Genomic DNA, 19,903 nt, shown 5'->3' with positions numbered 1-19,903 from the left:
ACTGAGGTTAAATACTAACTTAATTAGCCTGAGAGCAATAAGGATTAATCTTAACTTTATTTAATGTTTCATAATAATCTTCCGCAGCTTGTGCGATCATGTCGGTGATATTCTGATTGACGCTGGTCATTGTCCAGCTAGAGGTAGTTTGAGTTACTTCACTGGGCGGCGGATTATTACTTTGTTGAAGAACGTCTGCAACATTGGTGTTTCCAGTAGGTAGCGTGATGCCGTAGAAATACATCGTAGTGCCGTTAACGATGGCAGTGCCATTTGCCGCATTGACAAGCGCGCTTGTATTGAAGTTAACACTGCCGCTACCACGGAATACCTGGAACCCGTCGAAGAAGATGGGGTCGTTGATAAAGCCGACTTTTGCACCGGTGATGGTAATGGTATTGGATTTGCTGGGTAAGGTGATTTCATTACGTTGACCATTATTGATGAGATGCGTGATGTTATCAAATGCAGTGATGAGCCCACCATTGGTGGCACTGCCGGTATTGGTGTTGGTTAAAGTGACATTGACTGGAGAACTGTATTGGGCGAAGTTCAGGGTATTGGTGCCAGCAAGTGATCCGCCGTTGACAATGCCAGTGATGCGGGCGCCGTTAGCGAAGACGAAGGTATCATCACTGCTGCCGCCGGTTAAGTTCTGGATGTTACTGAAGGTGCCGCCCACGCCGGTGACGGTGCCGCCATTGGTGCCGGAGACCGTCCAGTTGTTAGCGGAGTTGCCTGCAGTCAAGGTATTAACGCCGCCGCTGCCATTGATGGAGCCTGCGAGTGATCCGCCATTTAGCGTGAAGCTATCATTGCCACTGCCGCCGGTTAAGTTCTGGATGGAGCTGAACCCGCCGGTGATGCCGGTGACGGAACCGGCGTTAAGCGCAGTCAGCGTCCAGGTGTTGGCGGTATTACCGCCGACTAAGGTATTGGTACCGCCGCCGCCACTTAAAGCACCTGCGAGCGAGCCGCCGTTTAAGGTGAAGGTATCCCCATTGCTGCCACCCGTGACATTCTGGATGTTGGAGAAGCCGCCGGTGATGCCGGTAACGGAACCGGCATTGGCAGCGGTAATGACCCAGGTGTTGGCGGTATTAGCGCCGGTCAGGGAGTTCGTGCCCGCGCCGCCGCTTAAGGCGCCGGCGAGCGAGCCGCCGTTTAAGGTGAAGGCATCATTGCCGCTGCCGCCGGTTAAGCTTTGGATATTGCCGTAAGTGAAGCTGCCGGTCACGCCTGCGGTGGCGAGGCTGCCTGCATTGGCGCCGGTGATGTTCCAGGTTTGGGTGTTGCCGGTATTGACCGTGAGGCTATTGGAACCACCGCTGCCAGCGACAGTGACATTGTTGGCAGCGATAGCGCCGCTGATCATGTAGGATTCATTGCTGCTCATGCCGCCGGCGAAGGTGACGTTGCGGTTGCTGCCGATGCCATTGTTGATGGCGACGGTGACATTGCCTGAGCCTGCCGCAGTAGAGAAGGTGGTGTCAGCGCCGAGTGTGATGGCGCCCGTATAAGTCTGGTTGCCGACAGTGGCGACACTGCCGCCATTGATGTTAATGCCGCTTGCGGTGACAGCTAGACTGTTCAGTGCATCGGTTGCACCCACTGTGCCGGCGAACGTGGTGGTACCGCTGCTATTGACGGTGAGATCAAAGTCGCCATCACCATCCACTATACCATTAAAGGCAATATTGCCGCCGGAGCTATCGAAGGTCATGGCACGGCCGACGCGGACGGTTCCAGCATAAGTCTGGTCGCCGGTAGTACGGATGACAGGTGCGTCAATGACAGCTGTGCTGTTGGCAGTGACGGAGCTAAGCCGTGTCAGGTTACCAATATTACCCGTCAGAGTGACACTGCCTGTGCCAAGCAGATTGATAGCGCCTGCGCCATTTATATCTCCGCTCAACGTGAAGTCGCTGTCTGCATTATTGGCGGTGACGGAGTTGGTGGTGCCGGCACCGAGTGTTATGTCGCCAGCGAGTGAAGCGGTATCGGTGCCTTCAAGAGAGCCATCGTTTAAGGCGAGTGCTTCATTGCCAACATTAACGTTATTAATGTGAAGCGTTGCACCGCTATTGACGGTTGTGCCGCCTGCTGTGGTGCCAAGACCCTGTGGGTTTGCAACAGTCAGTGTGCCTGCGTTAATGACGGTATTGCCTGAATAAGTATTGATCCCTGACAGGATGAGCGTGCTGCTTCCTGCTTTGGTGAGTGCACCAGTGCCGCTGATGATGCCGCTTAATTCGAAGTTATTGGAACCGCCTATCGTGACCGTATTGTTTAAGGTAATAGCATTGCCTGCATTGATACCGTTGCTGTTGGCGGTGAATGTGCTGTTGGACATAACAAGTGAGCCGGTGCCCAGCGCATTATTGTGGCCAATATTCAGTGTGCCGGCTGAAACAGTCGTGGTGCCTGCATAACCTGTGTTATTGCCTGTGAGGGTAAAGATACCCGAACCCGATTTCGTGATGCCGCCTGCACCTGTGCCGGTGATGCTGCCGCTGAATATGGTATCGCTATTATCGGCGAGTGTTAATACACCGCTGCCTAATATGAGGTTACCAGCGCCCGCAATGGAACCAATGGTGTCACTGAAGTTGTTGAGATCGAGTGTACCGGCTGCATCAACGGTGATGCTATTTGCATCGCCGAAGGCATTGTTGGTGCCAAGACGTAATGAGCCTGCGGTAATATCGGTTGTGCCGGTATAGGTGTTCGTATTGGCGAATGTCAGTGTGCCGCTGCCCTGTTTGATCACATTCCCTGAACCGCTGATGACGCCGCTGTAGGTGGTGGAAGTGTTATCACCAATCGTCAAGGTGCCGGAACCCAGTGCAATATTGCCATCACCGGAGAGAGCCGCCATAGTGTAATCAATATTGCCCAATCCCAGTGTGGCGCCTGAAGCAATGGTGAGCGCACTTGCGGGATCAATGGCATTATCGACATTGAGTGTCAGCGTGCCGGCATCAATATTGGTCGCGCCTGTGTAGGTATTGACGTTATCAAGTGTAAAGTTACCGGTTCCTACTTTAGTGACGCCGCCAGTGCCGGAGATAACACCGCTAAAGGTGGTGTCGCTATTGTCGTAACCTGTCATCAATGTGCCTGCGCTCGGCGAGACACCCAGCGCGACATTGCCGGCGCCAGCAAGCGAACCGATGGTATCGCTGTTATCGGCAAGATCAAACAGCGCACCGCCTGCAACGGTGACCCGTGTTGTATCGGCCAGCACGTCACTATTGCCGAGCTGCAACGTGCCGGCATCAATATTGGTCGCGCCTATGTAAGTGTTACTGCCGGAGAGTGTTAAGGTGCCGGTGCCCTGTTTCGTTAATCCGCCTGTACCAGAGATGACACCGCTGAAGGTGGTGGATGTGTTATTGAAACCAGCGTAAAGTGTTCCGCTGCCTAATATGATGTTCCCACTGCCAGCTATGCTGCCTAATATTTCATTACCATTATTAAGATCAAGTGTTGCACCGTTTGCAATGGTCACAGCGGTTGAACTTGAAAGTGCATCTGCAGCAGAATCAAGTTGCAAAATACCTGCATTAATATTGGTTGCACCTGTGTAGGTGTTTGTGCCGGCAAGTATCAGCGTGCCATTGCCTATTTTAGAGAGTGCGAATGCGCCGCCAATATTGCCATTGATCGTGAGCGCATCGCTTAGGTTGGCCACATTAATGAGGCTGTCGCTGCCTAATGTGATGCTGCCATTCAAGCTGTTTGCATCTGTTGCAACCAGTGCGCCTGTATTGCCGATGCCAGTGCCATTGAGAGTGAGATTGTTTGCAACAGTAATATTATTGCTAATATCCAATGCTGCACCGCTGGTGACAGATACATTGCCGGTGCCTAATGCGCTACCGTTTGTGATGGCAACAGTGCCATTGTTAATAATCGTACCACCGGAATACGTGTTGGCATTACTTAGCGTGAAGGTGCCTGTGCCGGTTTTAATTAATATACCGCCTTCACTGATGATACCGCCGAATGCCGTGGACGTATTATCGTTACCCGTGGTTAAAATACCGCTACCCAGCATGACGTTACCACCCGTTGTACCACCGCCTGACAGTGAACCGATGGTTTCAACTTTGTCATTGACATCAAAGATGGCGTTTGCAATATCTGCCAATACAACGGCTGTCGAATCAGAGAGTGCGCTGTTAGCACCGAGCTGTAATGTGCCTGCATTAATCGTGGTTGCGCCCGTGTACGTGTTACTACCGCTTAGGATGAACGTTCCTGAGCCTATCTTGGTTAATCCGCCGGATTCAGAAATGACACCAGAGAAAGTGGAGCCGCCATTATTAAATCCTACTGTTAACGTACCTGAGCCTAAGAAAACGTTACCGCTGCCGGCGAGCGTAGTGATCGTGTCGCTTCTATCATTTAAATCTAATGTACCGGCGCTTGCGACAGTGACAGTGCTGCGATCATCGATGACATTGTTTGCGCCTAATTGCAGCGTGCCATCATTAATGGTGGTCGCACCAATGTAAGTATTCGTACCAGATAAAAGAAGTGTGCCGCTGCCGCCCATCGTCAGGTTAATGTCGCCACCGATCACTCCTGAGTAACTATCAGTGCCGGCTGTATTGACTATCAGGGTGGAAAAAGCGCCGCTATTGGAAATGTTGCCTGTTGTACCATTCAGGCTGGCGACAGTTTGTGAGAAGGTATTCATATTAAGCACGCCGTTCAGCGTCAAGTCTGTATCTGTTGGTAGTGCGTCATCAACGCCGAGTGTCACGGTGCCGGCAGAAATAGTGGTACTGCCGGTATAAGTATTGGCGCTATCTAATCGCAGTGAACCACTGTTGAGTTTAGCGAAATCCAAATTACCCGTGATGAGTCCGGCGTATATATTTCCACCTGCTAATGTGCGTACGGTGAATGTTCCTGTCGTTAAGCTAGAATTAGTGATAGTTCCACCGGTACCGGAGAGATCTAAAATTTCTTGTGAGAAGCTATTTAAATCAAGTGTGCCACCTGTCATGGATAAGGGTCTGATAGGGAGTGCGTTATTGATACCAAGATTGAGTAAGCCATCGTTAATAATGGTTGAGCCCGAATAAGTATTAACAGCGGAGAGAGTCAGTGTGCCTGTGCCTGTCTTGGTTAGATTGAAACTATTGGAACCGTCACTGATGACACCTGAGAGCGTCAATGACCCTGTGCCGCCGATTGTGCTATCTGCTCCCAGTAAAATAGCGCCTGTTAATGAGGGGCTTGTACCGATGCCAATTAATGCGCCAGCGCCGCCTACACCTGAGCCACTAATGGTAAGTGTTTCACCGACGATATCCACATCATTAATATTTAATGTAGCACCATCGCCTACTGAAGTGCCGCCAATGATGGAACCCAGACCGGTTGCATTCGTGACGATTAAGGTACCAGCATTAATATTGGTTGTGCCATCATAAGTGTTAGCAGCGCTCAGTGTCAGTGTGCCGGTGCCTGCTTTGGTCAGTGAAGCTAGATTGCTGATAACACCGCTTACCTGACTGCTTGCTCCCGCATTCGTAATGGTTAAGCCATTGTTGCCGCCATCGATAGTGCTGGCGAAAATAATATCATTGGTGGTCGAAGTAAGGTTTGATGTAGTCCCAAGTGTTACAGCATCGTTATAAGTTTGTGCCCCAGTGGTGTTGATAGCGCTTGTATTAATCACTGTAGAGCCACCCGCATTGGTAGTAATACTAGCTAGTTCTAATCCGCCTCCGACGAGACCATTAAAGGTTGTTGTGCCTGAAGTCCTTGCCGTTAAAGTGCGCGCAGAGCCTGAGGAATCTACAGTGCCGCCAAAGTAAATAGGTTTGGTTCCGCTATTCGTAGCGTCGAATGTGACATTTGCACCTAATAAGACATTGTCATTATAAACCTGGCCTAGGGTTCCGTTGGTCCAGATATTGCTGGTATTAATGATCGTATTGCCGCCACCATCTGTAGTAAGACTTGCAAGCGCTTGAGAACCGCCGACCACACCATTAAATGTTGTGTCACCTGAAGTGGTAATAGTGAGATTTCTGTCAGCAGGGGAATTCAATGTGCTATTAAAGGTGACTGGGCCGGCGGATGCAGATAAAGTTGAATTTGCACTGAGTATGACTGCGTCACCATAGAATTGACCTCCTGCACCGCTGGTCGTGATACCACTGGTATTGATTTCAGTGGTACCACCGCTATCCGTTGTGAGGCTTGAAAGTGCCATTGCGCCGCCGACGACATCATTGAATGTCGTTGCGCCAGAAGAATTTAATAAGAGTGTGCGTGCACTGCCGGTAGAATCCACTGTGTCAAAAGTCAGTGCGCTTCCGGACAAGGTCGTATCGGCACCCAGCAATACTCCTGCCGTATAGCTTTGTGCTCCTGATGTGGTGATGCTGCCACCGCTGATGGTGACATTCGTGTTGGCAGTCAGTGCGGTCAAAGCTGTATTACCAACGGTATTGCCCAGTATAATCGTGCCTGCGCCTTCCAGCGTTAATGCTGCTGCACCGTTGATGGTGTTGCTAAGTGTCAGTGTATCGGTCGGATTGATGGCGCCTATCGTTGTATCAGATCCGAGTGTGATGGCACCGCTTGCGGTTGCAGCGCCCGTGCCAACTAATGCACCTTCCGTGCCCGCAGCGCCGCTGCCGTTTAATGTTAGTGCATTGGCGACGGTAATACCGTCATTGATTTGCAGCGTACCACCGCTATTGACGGTGGTAGAAGCCGTGCCTAATGCATTGTTATTTTGTGCGGCTAATATACCAGCGCTGACGGTTGCTCCACCGGAGTAGGTATTAGCGCCTGATAGTGTTACTGTACCCGTGCCTGTTTTTGTTACTGTTCTCGCGCCACCCGTTTCACTGATGATACCACTCAGTGTTAATGAACCTGTGCCGCCAATGGTTGTATTACCGGTAAGTGAAATTGCGCCAGAAAGCGAACCGGTGCCTGTACCTATCAATGCACCGTTACCGTCTGTACCTGTACCCGTTACTGTCACCGCTTCGCTGCCTATAGTCGCATTATTAATTTGCAGCGTCGCGCCATCACTTACTGTGGTGCCCGCACTGACACTTCCTAATGCTGTGTTATTATTTGCAACTAAAGTGCCAGCGTTAATTAAAGTCGTGCCGAGATAAGTGTTTGCGCCCGATAAAGTTAATGTGCCACTGCCTGTTTTGGTGATTGTGCCAGGAGCGCCGCCACTCATCACACCGGAGACCGCGATATTTCCGCCATCTGTATCAAACGTTAGCGGATTGCCATTATTCGCAACAATGCCTGCCAGTGTTAATGTACCAGCACTGGTGGATCGGATGGTGGCACCTGTTGCATTGATAATAATGGCGCGATCTGTGCTGTCTGTACCGCCGGTGTAGGTAAGAGTGCCTGTTGTACCTGCGTTGCCTAAAACAATACCTGATGAAGCTGCACCAATTGAACTGTTTGTTCCGCCATCAGCTAATTTGGCAACGGACAAAGTACCTGCGTTAATAAAAGTTTGTCCGGTATAAGTGCTCGCGACATTGCTGAGTATCAATGTGCCGCTGGCATTTTTAGTAAGCCCACCAGTGCCACTGATGATACCGCCAAATGTTTCGGTACCTGTCTCATTCACAGTTAATGTGCCTGCACCTAAGGAAATATTACCACCCGTTGTGCCGCCGCCGGAAAGACCCGCGATGGTTTGGCTGTTTCCATTAAGATCCAAGGTGGCGCCTGCGACATCGGCGAGAATAATACTGGATGTACTGGCCAATGAAGCGCCACTGCCGAGCCGTAAAGTGCCGCCATTAATAGTAGTAGTGCCCGTGGTATTCGCGCCGGAGAGCTGGAATGTGCCGGCGCCTTCTTTGGTCAGCGTGACACCAGTGATGGTGCCAGCAGCGAGACTGGAAAGGCCTGCATTGTTGATCGTAAAGCTGGTTGAGCCGCCACCGATGACATTGCCGCCTACAATAGGTCCGCCAATATCGGTAGTCGTGAAGATGATATCACCCGCGGTTGACGTGAGCGAAACAGGGTTATCCAGATGAACATCATCGCCATAAGTTTGATCGCCAACCGTTGTTACATTAATAACGTTGGCAGGATTAAGCGTATCCTGGAAATGTATGCTAAATGTGACTGCAAGCGGCGTGGAAGTTAAACTTGCTAAAGGAACACTTGCACCAATATCGGCACTGAAGTAATTATCATTGCCGAAATAAACAGTTAACGCGCGAGGTGTCAGAGCATTATCAGAATCAATGGTAGAAGTATGGGTGGCATCAGATATAAAAGATACATCCCCGGTTAAGCTATATAATACGGTATCAGCTCCCAACACAGTCGCGCCGGTATAGGTTTGGGTGCCTAATGTATCAATAGTAGGATTGAGTGAAATATCTGTTCCGCCATTGATGTATATTGTGTTTGCTGTTGCTGTCAGTAAAGTGGGTGTTCTTGTGGGGGCTGAGCCAATTTTTCCATCAAATGTCAGGGTGCCGTTGCTTGCATTAAATGTGAGCGAATAACCTTGTGGTGCTGCCGGATCGATGTCGATGGTATCAGCAAAGTGAAGATTGCCCGCTGTGCTAGTAAAGGCTGTATTGATGCCTACCTCAACAGGATCGTTATATGTCTGATTGCCCGAAGTAGTGATGCCTGTTGCATAGACTTTTGTTGTGCCGTTACTATCAGTTGTCAATGAGGCAAGACCATTTACAACACCTTCGAATAAAGTAGTGCCGCTGGCATTGACAGTTAAGTCGCACGTACTACAACCCAATGTGCTAATGCCGTTGCTAAAGGAGATATCCGTACCAGTTAGTGTGGCATCGCCAGAGAATAAAACCTGATTATTATAATCTTGTGCGCCTGAGGTCGTGACATTTGCACTAAATGCAGTGAACCCGCCGGTATCCGCTGCTGTGAATGAAGTGAGACCGCTGACAGTATTATTAAAGTAATAGGCCACACTATTATTGGTTGTCAGACTGAATGCGCCACTTAACGTATTATTGAATCTGACTTCGCCGCCTCCGCTCGTGCTAAATAACTGCGTGTTTGCACCCAAGGTGACAGGATCATTATAGGTTTGACTGTCGCGTGTCGTGATATTGCCACCGTTAATTTCTGTTGTGCCGCCACTGTCTGTTGTCAGATTTAATAATGCAAATGTCGTGCCGCCCACGTTGCCGCCAAATCTTGTAATGCCGGAACTGTTGAGCGTGAGAGATCGGAAAGTGGAGGTTAATGAGTTCAGTGTATTATTAAAGATAATATTGCCTGAGGTGGTAGTAAAAATAGAATCGGCTGATAAATTAACCGCACCATCGAAGGTGAGCGATCCTGTTCCGCCTGCGGTGATATTGCCATCAACATTATAAGTTGTCGTTGCTGTTGTAGCTAAGCTCACATTGGGATTTGTAGCATTGCCTAATGTCAGATTATTGCTGGTAACTGAAAATAAAATATCTGTATCAGAGAGACTGCCTTTTGCAGTGCTTAGATTTGCGTTGGTTAATGTATTAGTATTATCATCGCCCACTGATACGGTATTGGCCGCCATATTCAAACCAGTAATACTACCACCACTTGCAGGTGCGAGCGTGACGGCATTCGCAACGCCTCCCGTCGTCAGATAAGCCAATAATACTTGTGCATCTGTAATGGCATCGTTTGGCTGCAAGAAATAATAGAATCCGTTTGCGGCTGTTTGCGTAGTGCCTTGCGTTAAACCATTGGTGGTGACGTTAACACCATTGGCGGCCAGTGTGACGGTATTGTTACTGCTGATTCCAGAAACAATCCCTGAAATAGCGCGCGGTGTATCAGAAAAGAAAGCGCGCAAATAAGGATAGGATTGTCCTTCTATAATTCCCCAGACAGTAGAGAAATTCCAGCCAGAAGGATAAGTCGCTTGGGAAGATAAATTGGCGGTTCCTCCATTACCACAACTAACGCCTGTAAAGCAGCCGCCTGTTAAATTGGTAATGGTTCCGCCGGTTTGACTGCCCACACCGGCACTTAAGCCGGATGTTTCGGTATCCCAGAAGCTATTGGAAATGGTACCGCCTGTCATCTCACCAATTGCACCGCCTCTTGTATTGCCGGCTGCAATGTATAAAGTACTGAAGGAATTTGAAATGGAGCCGCCACCTGCGAGTTGTCCAACCAGCCCTCCAAGTCTGTTGCCATGTTGAATGTAACCCATGCTATATGAGTTACTGATTGAGCCACCTGTTGATAATGTACCTACTAAACCACCACCGCTGCTGCTACCAGGATTACTATTCAGTATAATTGGCAGACTAAAACTATTAGCAACTGTGCCATGCATTTCCCCAATGAGACCGCCAAACCATGTACCTGAACTTGTTAAATTAATGGTGCCGGAATAATATGAATTGAATAGCGACGTTCCACTAAGTGATCTGCCTATTAGTCCTCCTACATATCCACCAGAGAAGCCGGAAGCATTCACATCAACATTGCTGGCAATAATATTATGCAGGGCACCGGCGTTTACTTCGCTTGCTCCAATCGCGCCTCCCAGTCTGGAATTCGTTGCCGTTGAAGTGACTGTGCTGTCTGAAATCGTGATGTTATTAATATAGCCGCTAGTAGCGTTATGATAACCCAGTAGGATACCAGTACGAGTTGTGTTACCCGAAGACACAGATGCATTATCAATATAAAGATTTTGAATTGAAGCAGAACCACTCGTGCTTCCAAAAAGCCCAACGCCTGAGGGGGCACTTGGTCGGTTAATATATAAATTGCTAATGGTATAATTATTACCATCTAATGAACCACTGAAATTGGCGATAGGTACAAATCCTTCGGTGTTACCCCAGACATCTGCAGCAGTTGTGAGGCTGCTCAAATCAATATCACTTCCTAATGTATAACTTGCACCCAGCGTGGATCCCATCATTTGTAATTGGTGCGGCGTATTAACCCGGGTGTTTTGCTCGGCGAGCAGTATCGGGCGTGTGTCACCTTCGAAGATAAACCATGTACCTGCGGGTTTGGCGGTACCGGATGTTGAGGTGATTGACCAGCCTGCACCTGTATAAGTAGCCAACGCGGAAAGATTTGCTGCGCCGCCATTTGTGCAGGTCCCTGTGAAGCAGCCGCCTGTTACGTCACCTCCAATGAAATCTGTACCAACCCCGACAGCCTGGTTTGAAGTGTCAGTATCCCAGAAGCTTGCAGTAATGCCGCCCGTGTTAACGCCGATAAAACCACCCACAGGGCGCGTACTCGTTTGAACGACTTCACCCGAGCTATAGCTGTTGGTGATGGTGCCTTCATTATAACCAACGAACCCGCCTTCATAATCGGCGGAGGTTACATCTGCAAAACTATATGAATTATTAATGGTGCTGCGATTGCGGCCTACCAGACCACCTGTGCCGACTGTGCCACCATGAGTGAAAAGCGCGGTGACACTTCCTGAAGCGTAGGAGTCATTAATGGTGCTACCCCAAAGATTAAAGTCAGTACCACCAACAAGGCCGCCCGCGTTACCGGCTTGTATCACGACTGTCCCATTTAGGCTGTAGGAGTTGGAAATGGATGTCGCGCCGCTTACACCTGTCCAGCCTACTAAAGGACCATTAGAAAATCCCCACCCACCTGTGACGCTTGCATTAATGAGGCCTGCGTTGGTAATCGTTGCTGCACCTGTGGCGCCAAATAGCCCAAGATCATCCACTTGAGAGGGCTGGTAAATCACTAAATTGTTAATGGTATAACCATTACCATCAAAGCTGCCGATGAAATTGCTGGCAAATGTGCCCACGGGTACAAAGCCGGCGCCACTCGACGTGCTTCGGTTGGTGCCCCAGATTTCTGCTGCGTTATTCATGCCTTCATTAAGATCGATATTACTGATTTGCGTGTAGGCACCATCGAGTGCTGTGGCCATTAATTGCAATTGATGCGGTGTATTCAAGTTAGTAGACCATTCAGCGCGGAGCATGGGGCGCGTTTGCCCATTCAGAATTAACCACGTGTTTGCAGGTGGGGTTGCGCCTGTAAAGCCTGTGCTGGCAATGCTCCATCCGGGTGTGCTAAAGGTAGTAGCACTCATCATCTCTGCCGTCGTTTTTCCCGTGCCGCCAAAACTTGTACTTTGTCCGGATGTTTCGGTATCCCAGAAACTGTTTGTTACGCTACCTGAGCCGCCACCGATCAAGCCGCCACGCGAGCCTGCGTTGCCGGAAACAGCACCTGTCGAATAGCTATTAGAAACTGCTGAAGAAGCATCCAGGAATCCAACCAGGCCACCGGCGTTGGTAAAGCCAGAAACAGCACCCGTAGCATAAGTATCAGTAATCGTGCTGCCTGCATTGGTGGAATACCCTACAAGACCGCCCGTGAAAGCGCCACCTGACTGGGCACTGACATCCGCAGAAGAATAGGAAGTAGCAATATCATTACTGTTGTAACCCACCAGGCCACCGGTAAAGTATAATCCTGAAATAGTTCCTGTAGAAAATGAGTCCGTAATCGTGCCGCTGTTTGAGCCAACCAACCCGCCTACATATTGTTGACCGGTAATATCAGCATTCATGACACCGACATTTTGTATGGTACCGCCGGAACTGCCAAATAAGCCAACCAGGTCGGTTGAGGGACGGTTAATATACAGGTTGCTGACAATGAAATCATTGCCTTCAAAAGTGCTGGCGTAACCAGTAATAGGCACAAAACCGCTACCGCTGTTCCAGTTGGAGGTTGCCGCTGCATTAATATTATTATTGAGTGCGTAGTAATAACCTAACGTTGTGGCGGTGGAGCCCGCACCTTGTAAGCCGTAAATATCTACTAATTCAACAGGATTGCTTGCCTGCCCCAGATTAACAGATGAAGCATTTGCTGCACGAATGAATGCTGCGTTTGAGTTGGCAAAACCCATTGTGCCTGAATTGATCTGGAAATTACCCGAAACGGTAAAGCTCGGGAGCGAGGTTGAAACTTGGCTCCACGTACCGCGTAGCAGATTGAAATTTTTCACGTTGATGGTGCCGGAAGCACCCGTTGTGATTGTGTTAGCCAAGGCACCGGCACGTAACTGCAGAGTACCGTTCAATGCGGTGATGCCTGCATTAATAATGATATTGGAAGCCGCATCTAATAATAAGGTGTAAGGCGAAGTCCAGGTGATAGCGCTGGAAACCGTGATATTACCTGCTTCAGCGCCGGTTGAGCCTGTGGTGATCGTGACATTGGCAGTATTTAAATTACTGGCAATCGTGCTGGCGGAAACAGTTGCGGGGCTTCCTGTGGGTGTGAAGATATTAGGACTGCCACCATCAAAGGCACCATTTGCTGTGCTGCCAGTGATTGTGACGTTCCAGGGATCTAATAACCATTCGCCGGTTTTACCGTAAGGCGCGCTGACATCAACGGCGATGTCGCCGACTTCCAAAATATGATGACCGGATGTTTCAATGAATCCGCCGTCACCGCCCTGTGCACCGCCCCGTGCACTCAAGTTGCCATATACTTTTGTCACCTCATCAGACCAGACAATGATGTCACCACCTTTGCCATCAGTAAGGGCATCCGCAATTAATTTAGTGTTCGGCATAACGACCGTTGCGTTGGCATTTGGCAGCGGGCCTTTGCCTTGATAATTACCGCCAATTAAAATTTCACCGCCGCCTTTATCACCACTGACATCAATCTCTGCGCCGGAATCGACTAAAATTTTATTGCCGGTGATATGAATCTTGCCGCCTTTTTCACCCGCGCCTTTACCAGACGCATCCATTTTTGCAGCAACACGTACAACACCTGCATTCGTGTCACCGGATAAAATAATTTCACCATTTTGTACGCCCACTGATCGTGCCTGTACGATACCATCCATATTAATGACATGATCGAGCACACCTTGCGCTGCTTTAGCTGTGACAATGACTTTGCCGCCATCGGCTGAAATCATGCCCGTGTTACTGACACCTCTTAGATCACCCACAGCTTTTTCATCGACAGTGAAGCTAATCAAATTAGAACCATCGAAATTCATCGTGAAAGCACTGCCTGATGCTAATACGACTTTTCCCATACGGGCTTGTATGAGACCTTTGTTTTGTACGTTGTTACCGACGAGCGCAATGAGTCCGTGCTCGGCTGCGATAATTTGTCCTTCGTTAATGATGGAGCCGGAATAAGGCGATACATGGGTGAAGCGATAATTGCCATTTAAAAAATCCTGATTGGAAATATTGGCAGTCGTGGCAATGAGGCCGCCAACATTGACATAGGCAGAAGGTCCGAAAAAAATACCAGCGGGATTCATTAATATAATTTGCCCTGTTGCGGTCAGTCTCCCATATATAGAGGAGGGACCTTGGGTCGGACTGATACGATTAAGGGCGACACCGCCCGCTGGTTGCTGGAAATGGGTAGATTCGGATTGGCCGATGTTAAAACTTTTCCAGTTAATAATAGCTTTTTGACTGGACTGATTAATGACGGTGGAGTTGGGTGCTTGTTGAATGGAAACCTGACCAGCTGCAACATTATCAAGGGCGGGATTTGAATAAGCACTGGACACCAAAAAAACCGTCCCAAGCAGGATGATTCCCTTCCTGCATAGATAAGATAGAGCCGATTTGTGTTGTTGTCCCAGCAAATGCATTGTTCCAGCTCTCGTTTTATGTTGTTAAATAAGTAGATATTTTTTAATTGGTATATATAAACTATAGTGCATATTTTGATTTTTTCCCGTGCAGGCGGAATTTTTAATTGATTGATTTTTTAAAACAAAAACTAATTCTGGGGCGAATTGGTGTTTTCTTCAGCGACTTACAAGGCAAACTTTTTCATAACTGCCTCATCCCCGCGCAGACGAGGATCCCATCGTTTTTTTGGCACGGCTATTGCCAAGGATGAATGGTTCCCGTCTATGCGGGGGAATGACAGAGAGGGTGATGCGGGAGTGATACAGTTAAATAAATACTCTTAAAAACGTTGGCAAAGATTCTGCAGCAGGAAAACGATTGGAGGCTGATTTGGTTAGGTGGTGGAGAATAAGAGAGTGGGGACCAAAATAAAATAGGGCATCGTTAATTGTTGTACCAGAGAATATCTACTCGTCCGGGCAGGTCGGCTAAAAAATGAGCAGCCCTGTTTTGCCTTATACCGAGCTGGAGCAGAACAGCACTCTTTGCTCGCTCATAATTTATATCAAACCCTGGCGATCGGTCCCATTTTTCATTATACTTCGCGTGTTTTTCAAAGCCATGCCGGTGTAGCTCAGTTGGTAGAGCAACTGATTCGTAATCAGTAGGTCATGAGTTCGAGTCTCGTCACCGGCAGAGCAATGACGGGCTCTCCAGCGGTTTTCTCTTTGCGGTACTTCTTGTGTGTCGAATATGTGGGGTCTTTCCCATTTCAGGGGGCACACCATTTACGAACACAGCACCCTAACACGTAACCGATAGTTTTCAAAGTTCCGAAACCCATATGCTCGTCGCTGTATTAATTTCATCTTCCGATGGAAGCCTTCCGTTATTCCATTGTTCTTTGTGAATCGCCACATACGTACCACCTCCTCACGCCATTGATAAAGTGTTTTGCCAAGCGTTACTAATCGTTTAAATGGACTCTGTTTCAATGCTGTAACCATTTTTAAAAATACTGGAATTAGCCGCTGGCAACGACTTTTGAACACTGTTTTTTTCATTAACAATCGATGCAAGCGCCGTTTAAAATGGTATATGGCAGCAGTTGCAGGATGCTCATTTAAATACTGATCACGCTTTTTCAATCTGTCTGAAGTGAGATTGTCTGGGTTAGTTCTGAGTGCTGCTAATAACCCTCGTTTATTTTTCATTTTGGGATCAATTTCCTGATAAGTCTGCATACACATATGGTGCATGAGTCGAATCACATGGAAGCGATCAGCAACGATTTTGGCATTAGGGAAATACTGATGCACGATACTTCGATATGTGCTACTTAAGTCAATACAGACGACTTTTACGCGATCTTTTCCGGGTAGTCGATCTAAATAGCTTGCCAAATCTTTTGCCGATCGACCTTTAACGATGTCGAATATTTTATGTTTTCTGAGATTACAAAACGTGGTGGCATAACCCTGTTTTTTACTAAAGAAATGCTCATCAATGCCAAGCACTGTTGGACAGTGTCGAACATCAATTTCTTTGTGAGCAAGCACATATTGCTGATGGTGCCAGCGCTCAATGGTTGCTTTACCCATTTTAAAGTCACGAGCGAGAGACTGTTGCGAAACACCTTCCGTGTGTCGATGATAAAGGTGATTATGCAGGCGTTCTGTTGCTCGCTGATACTTATTGATACCAGGGAACTGCTGGTTAAAGTAACGCTGGCAGGTATGGCAATAGAGTTTATAAGCTTTAAAGCGCAACACTGTTTGTCTATGCCCTATCGGCTCATGACGAACACGCCGAATGAAGCTAGCCTTCTTGCGCACGTTCCTGCCATTACAAGCTGGGCATCGTGGTTTGTTTCGATAATGAACATCAATAATTATCGGGTTATGACCACTGACATTTTTGATGGTAAAGCCGGGTAAACTTAGGATAATATCCTTTTGGGGCATTTTTAATCTCCTTTTCCTTGTCCATTCAACAAGTAAGGTATGTTATTTACGATTAAAATGCCCCCTTATTTGGGGTAGAGCCCATTAATTACATGGATTTAGTCGGATATGAGCTGGGAAAAATTTACAGAATTTATGAATGGATTTGCCGCAGCTAACTTGCTCATGAATCGAGCAGGTAACAACGGATGTTTTGTTGAGTATGTATGTTTGGCAACATCAGTAATAGATGCTTTGTTGCGAACTGGTTTAATTTTGCGGCATCAACTTGATACTGCTAGCACTGAAATTCCTACTGAATTAATTTTTCAAAGTGATGACGATAAGATTATATCTGAGCGGGCTATTTATGCGAATGCTCTTGAAAAAAACATTCTTACTCAGATTGAGTATGAGAAAATTGAAAATCTTTATCAACGCAGAAATAAGGTAGTTCATCGATACATTATAAGTGAAATAACAACTGACCAAGTGCTTCAAATTGCAAATGAATATCAGCAACTGATTGATGAGATTAGTAAGATTATTTATGGATTAGAAGAGGAGCAAATAAAACGTAGGGTTGGGATTACTGTATCAGATGATAATGTACCTGAAACATTAAAAAACAAGACGAAGTCACTAATACATGAAATGGCCAAACAAAAACATGGCCATCCTTTGCTATCTAAGAATTTGATGGGGACACATGATCGATATACAAGAGTTAAAATTCAGAGAAATTCTCTTTGTCCCTGTGGTAGCGGCAAAAAATATAAGAAATGTTGTCTGCGATACTAGGAGTATTTAATGAGTAATCAAAAATGTGGAATGCTTGTAACTGATGCAAAAAGCGTAAGTGAGTTTTTAAATATATTAAATAAAAGAAATGAGCGATGGAGAAAAAATAGCACCAAGCGAAATTATTGGGTATACAGGGGACAGTGGGAGCCAACTAGTCTTTCGCTATTGCCCTCTTCGCTAAGAAATAATTTAGGATTAGAAACTGACAGGATTAAAACAGAAATATTGCAAGAAGTATTGCCAAATGGAGGCAATTTAGAGAGCTTTGCTAAGAATATTGCGAATGGATATTCCACTAAGAGTATTACCCTGTTTAATAGCGCTCTACGTCAATTTTCTAGCGATGAGATTGATCGCTTAAAGGAAATATTAAAGCAATCAGTAATAGAGCTATTATTAATAAAAAAATTTATAGATTCATGTAATAAATCTGCATTGTATCTTCAAAGTAACGAGATAAAAATTAAGCTTAATCAGAGCGAAAATAACTTTATTACTGATGAGATAATTTATTTTTTAGATAGGGCTTTGGAGCGCTGGCTGAAAGATTGTCTTGATATGGAAGCGATGTATCGCGTGAAGACATACCCGCCATTAATAGAATATCAAGATTATTATTCGTTAGCGTTATCGCAGCATTCAGGGGTGCCAACAAGACTGCTAGATTGGACATATAGCTCTTATATCGCAGCTTTTTTTTCAGCATATCAATCTGTGGTTAAGGGTGGCAATGAAGGTAATATGTGTGTCTATGCATTTAATACCCTTTATCAAAATGATGTTTTAATTCATCGAAATTCATTAAGGTTACACCAGAATTTAAAGCATAATAAATTCGAATTTTTGCATATGCAAAAAGGACTATTTACCGAGATGCGCGGCGCAGATTTTTATTATTTTAAGCATGGCGAATGGCCTTCGTTGGAGGAACATATAAACTTTTATGATGAATATGTTGATGATCGAGAACATTTATACAACCTAGAGAAGATATCTCTGCCCGCCAGTTTCGCCAATGAGTTGTTAGATGAGCTTGCATTGGAAGATATTACTAAGGCTACTTTGATGCCAACTTATTTTCACTGTGCGGATAGTATTTTAAAGAGATGATGCCATACTTTTTTATGGATCTTAAAAGAGAGCGTTCATCAAACTGTGTCAGTCCGAAATCATCTCAGTTCTAATTTTAAGCGACCGTCAAAATAAATCTGGAGCTGGGATGCTATCAACGCCCAATTATGCATAGGCTGATTCCATTTTTCCATGATCTTTTGACAGGCACAGTAAATCAGCTTCATTAACGCATTTTCGCTCACAAACGCCCCCTTGCTCTTGGTGTATTTGCGAACCTGACGATGAAATCCCTCAATGATATTTGTTGTGTACACTATACGACGCAATTCTTCAGGGTATTTAAAATACTGCGACAGAGTCTCCCAGTTAACATGCCAGGATTTGATAACAGCAGGGTATTTTTTACCCCACTTTTCGCCCAGTTCAAGCAGGTGCTGTTCAGCAGCATCACGGTTCGGCGCCTGATATACCTGCCGTAAATCAAGCATAAATGACTTCTGGTCTTTGCTGACAACATATTTTAGTGAATTGCGAATCTGATGCACTACGCAAAGCTGGATCTCGGCTCTGGGATAGACTTCCGCTATTGCTTCCGGGAAGCCCTTAAGACCATCAATACTGGCAATCAGAATGTCATCTACACCGCGAGTGCGCAGGTCATTCAAAACGCCCAGCCAGAAACGTGCGCCTTCGCTCTCAGAAAGATAAATCCCGATAATTTCCTTGCGACCGTCTTTATTGATGCCAAGAATAGAATAAATCGCTTTGCTGACAACCTTTCCTTCTTCGCGAACCTTGAAATGCATGGCATCTAGAAACACGATGGGATAAACAGCATCCAGCGGACGACTGCGCCACTCAGTAATGACGGGTAACAATTTATCGGTTATCTGGCTGATTTTGGCAGGGGATATCTCAAGACCATACATTTCCTGCAGGTGTTCCGTAATAGACTCGTAACTCATGCTGATTGCGTACAGGGACAAGATTTTATTATCGAGCGATTCGTTCAATACTGTCTGGCGCTTTTTAACAATCTCAGGCTCAAAAGTGCCTTCACGATCACGAGGTGTTTCAAGTTCAAATGAACCAGTACCTGTCTTGACGGTTTTCTTTGTCTTGCCATTGCGGCGATTAGGCTGCCCATCATCCTTGCAATCGGCAATATGGGCATCCATTTCGCCATCAAGGGCTACTTCCAATAATTGCTTGATTAAAGGGGTAAGTACGCCGTCCTTTCCGGTCAAAGGCTGACCGGATTTCAGCTTCTTTATTGTCTCTTCCTGAAATTGATTGAAGTCAAATTGTTCAAGATTTATTTTTGTATTGTTCATTATCAGCGCTCCAAGTTTGAAAAATTATATCAACTTTTGAACACTGACACAGTTATTTAAACACTACTTTAAAGATTAATACTGATTTGTTTATTGCTTTATCGTT

Annotated in this window: 5 protein-coding genes and 1 tRNA gene; 3 read left to right on the top strand and 3 right to left on the bottom strand. The window is 46.7% G+C overall.

Annotated features, from left to right (window positions below; translation table 11 throughout):
• Window positions 1–19: 19 nt before the first annotated feature.
• A complete protein-coding gene (locus AQUSIP_RS07030) occupies window positions 20–14,659 on the bottom strand; it encodes an autotransporter-associated beta strand repeat-containing protein (protein WP_148326089.1) in 14,640 nt (4,879 codons plus the stop codon).
• A gap of 606 nt (window positions 14,660–15,265) precedes the next feature.
• Between AQUSIP_RS07030 and AQUSIP_RS07025 the strand changes: the two genes are divergently transcribed.
• A tRNA-Thr gene (locus AQUSIP_RS07025) sits at window positions 15,266–15,338 on the top strand.
• 92 nt (window positions 15,339–15,430) lie between these two features.
• Here AQUSIP_RS07025 and AQUSIP_RS07020 read toward each other — a convergent pair.
• Entirely contained in the window at window positions 15,431–16,606 is a 1,176-nt protein-coding gene (locus tag AQUSIP_RS07020; RefSeq protein ID WP_148326088.1) for an ISL3 family transposase, read from the bottom strand.
• Window positions 16,607–16,714: 108 nt separating this feature from the next.
• Here AQUSIP_RS07020 and AQUSIP_RS07015 point away from each other — a divergent pair, with 108 nt between their 5' ends.
• Window positions 16,715–17,386: a YecA family protein gene (locus AQUSIP_RS07015; protein WP_114835280.1), complete on the top strand. Its 672-nt coding sequence runs from the start codon at window positions 16,715–16,717 to the stop codon at window positions 17,384–17,386.
• 9 nt (window positions 17,387–17,395) lie between these two features.
• Entirely contained in the window at window positions 17,396–18,499 is a 1,104-nt protein-coding gene (locus AQUSIP_RS07010; RefSeq protein WP_114835279.1) for an FRG domain-containing protein, read from the top strand.
• A gap of 59 nt (window positions 18,500–18,558) precedes the next feature.
• On the opposite strand, the gene AQUSIP_RS07005 is transcribed toward AQUSIP_RS07010, so the two are convergent.
• A complete protein-coding gene (locus AQUSIP_RS07005) occupies window positions 18,559–19,797 on the bottom strand; it encodes an IS256 family transposase (protein WP_114835278.1) in 1,239 nt (412 codons plus the stop codon).
• Between the last annotated feature and the right edge of the window lie 106 nt (window positions 19,798–19,903).

This window comes from Aquicella lusitana (assembly GCF_902459475.1).
Lineage (GTDB): Bacteria > Pseudomonadota > Gammaproteobacteria > DSM-16500 > DSM-16500 > Aquicella > Aquicella lusitana.
This window is presented reverse-complemented; position numbering and strand designations above follow the sequence as displayed.

Excerpts from the sequence above, each read along its gene's own strand:
- AQUSIP_RS07010 (WP_114835279.1), top strand. The coding sequence starts at position 17,396 with ATGAGTAATCAAAAATGTGGAATGCTTGTAACTGATGCAAAAAGCGTA.
- AQUSIP_RS07015 (WP_114835280.1), top strand. The coding sequence starts at position 16,715 with ATGAGCTGGGAAAAATTTACAGAATTTATGAATGGATTTGCCGCAGCT.
- AQUSIP_RS07005 (WP_114835278.1), bottom strand. The coding sequence starts at position 19,797 with ATGAACAATACAAAAATAAATCTTGAACAATTTGACTTCAATCAATTT.
- AQUSIP_RS07030 (WP_148326089.1), bottom strand. The coding sequence starts at position 14,659 with ATGCATTTGCTGGGACAACAACACAAATCGGCTCTATCTTATCTATGC.
- AQUSIP_RS07020 (WP_148326088.1), bottom strand. The coding sequence starts at position 16,606 with ATGCCCCAAAAGGATATTATCCTAAGTTTACCCGGCTTTACCATCAAA.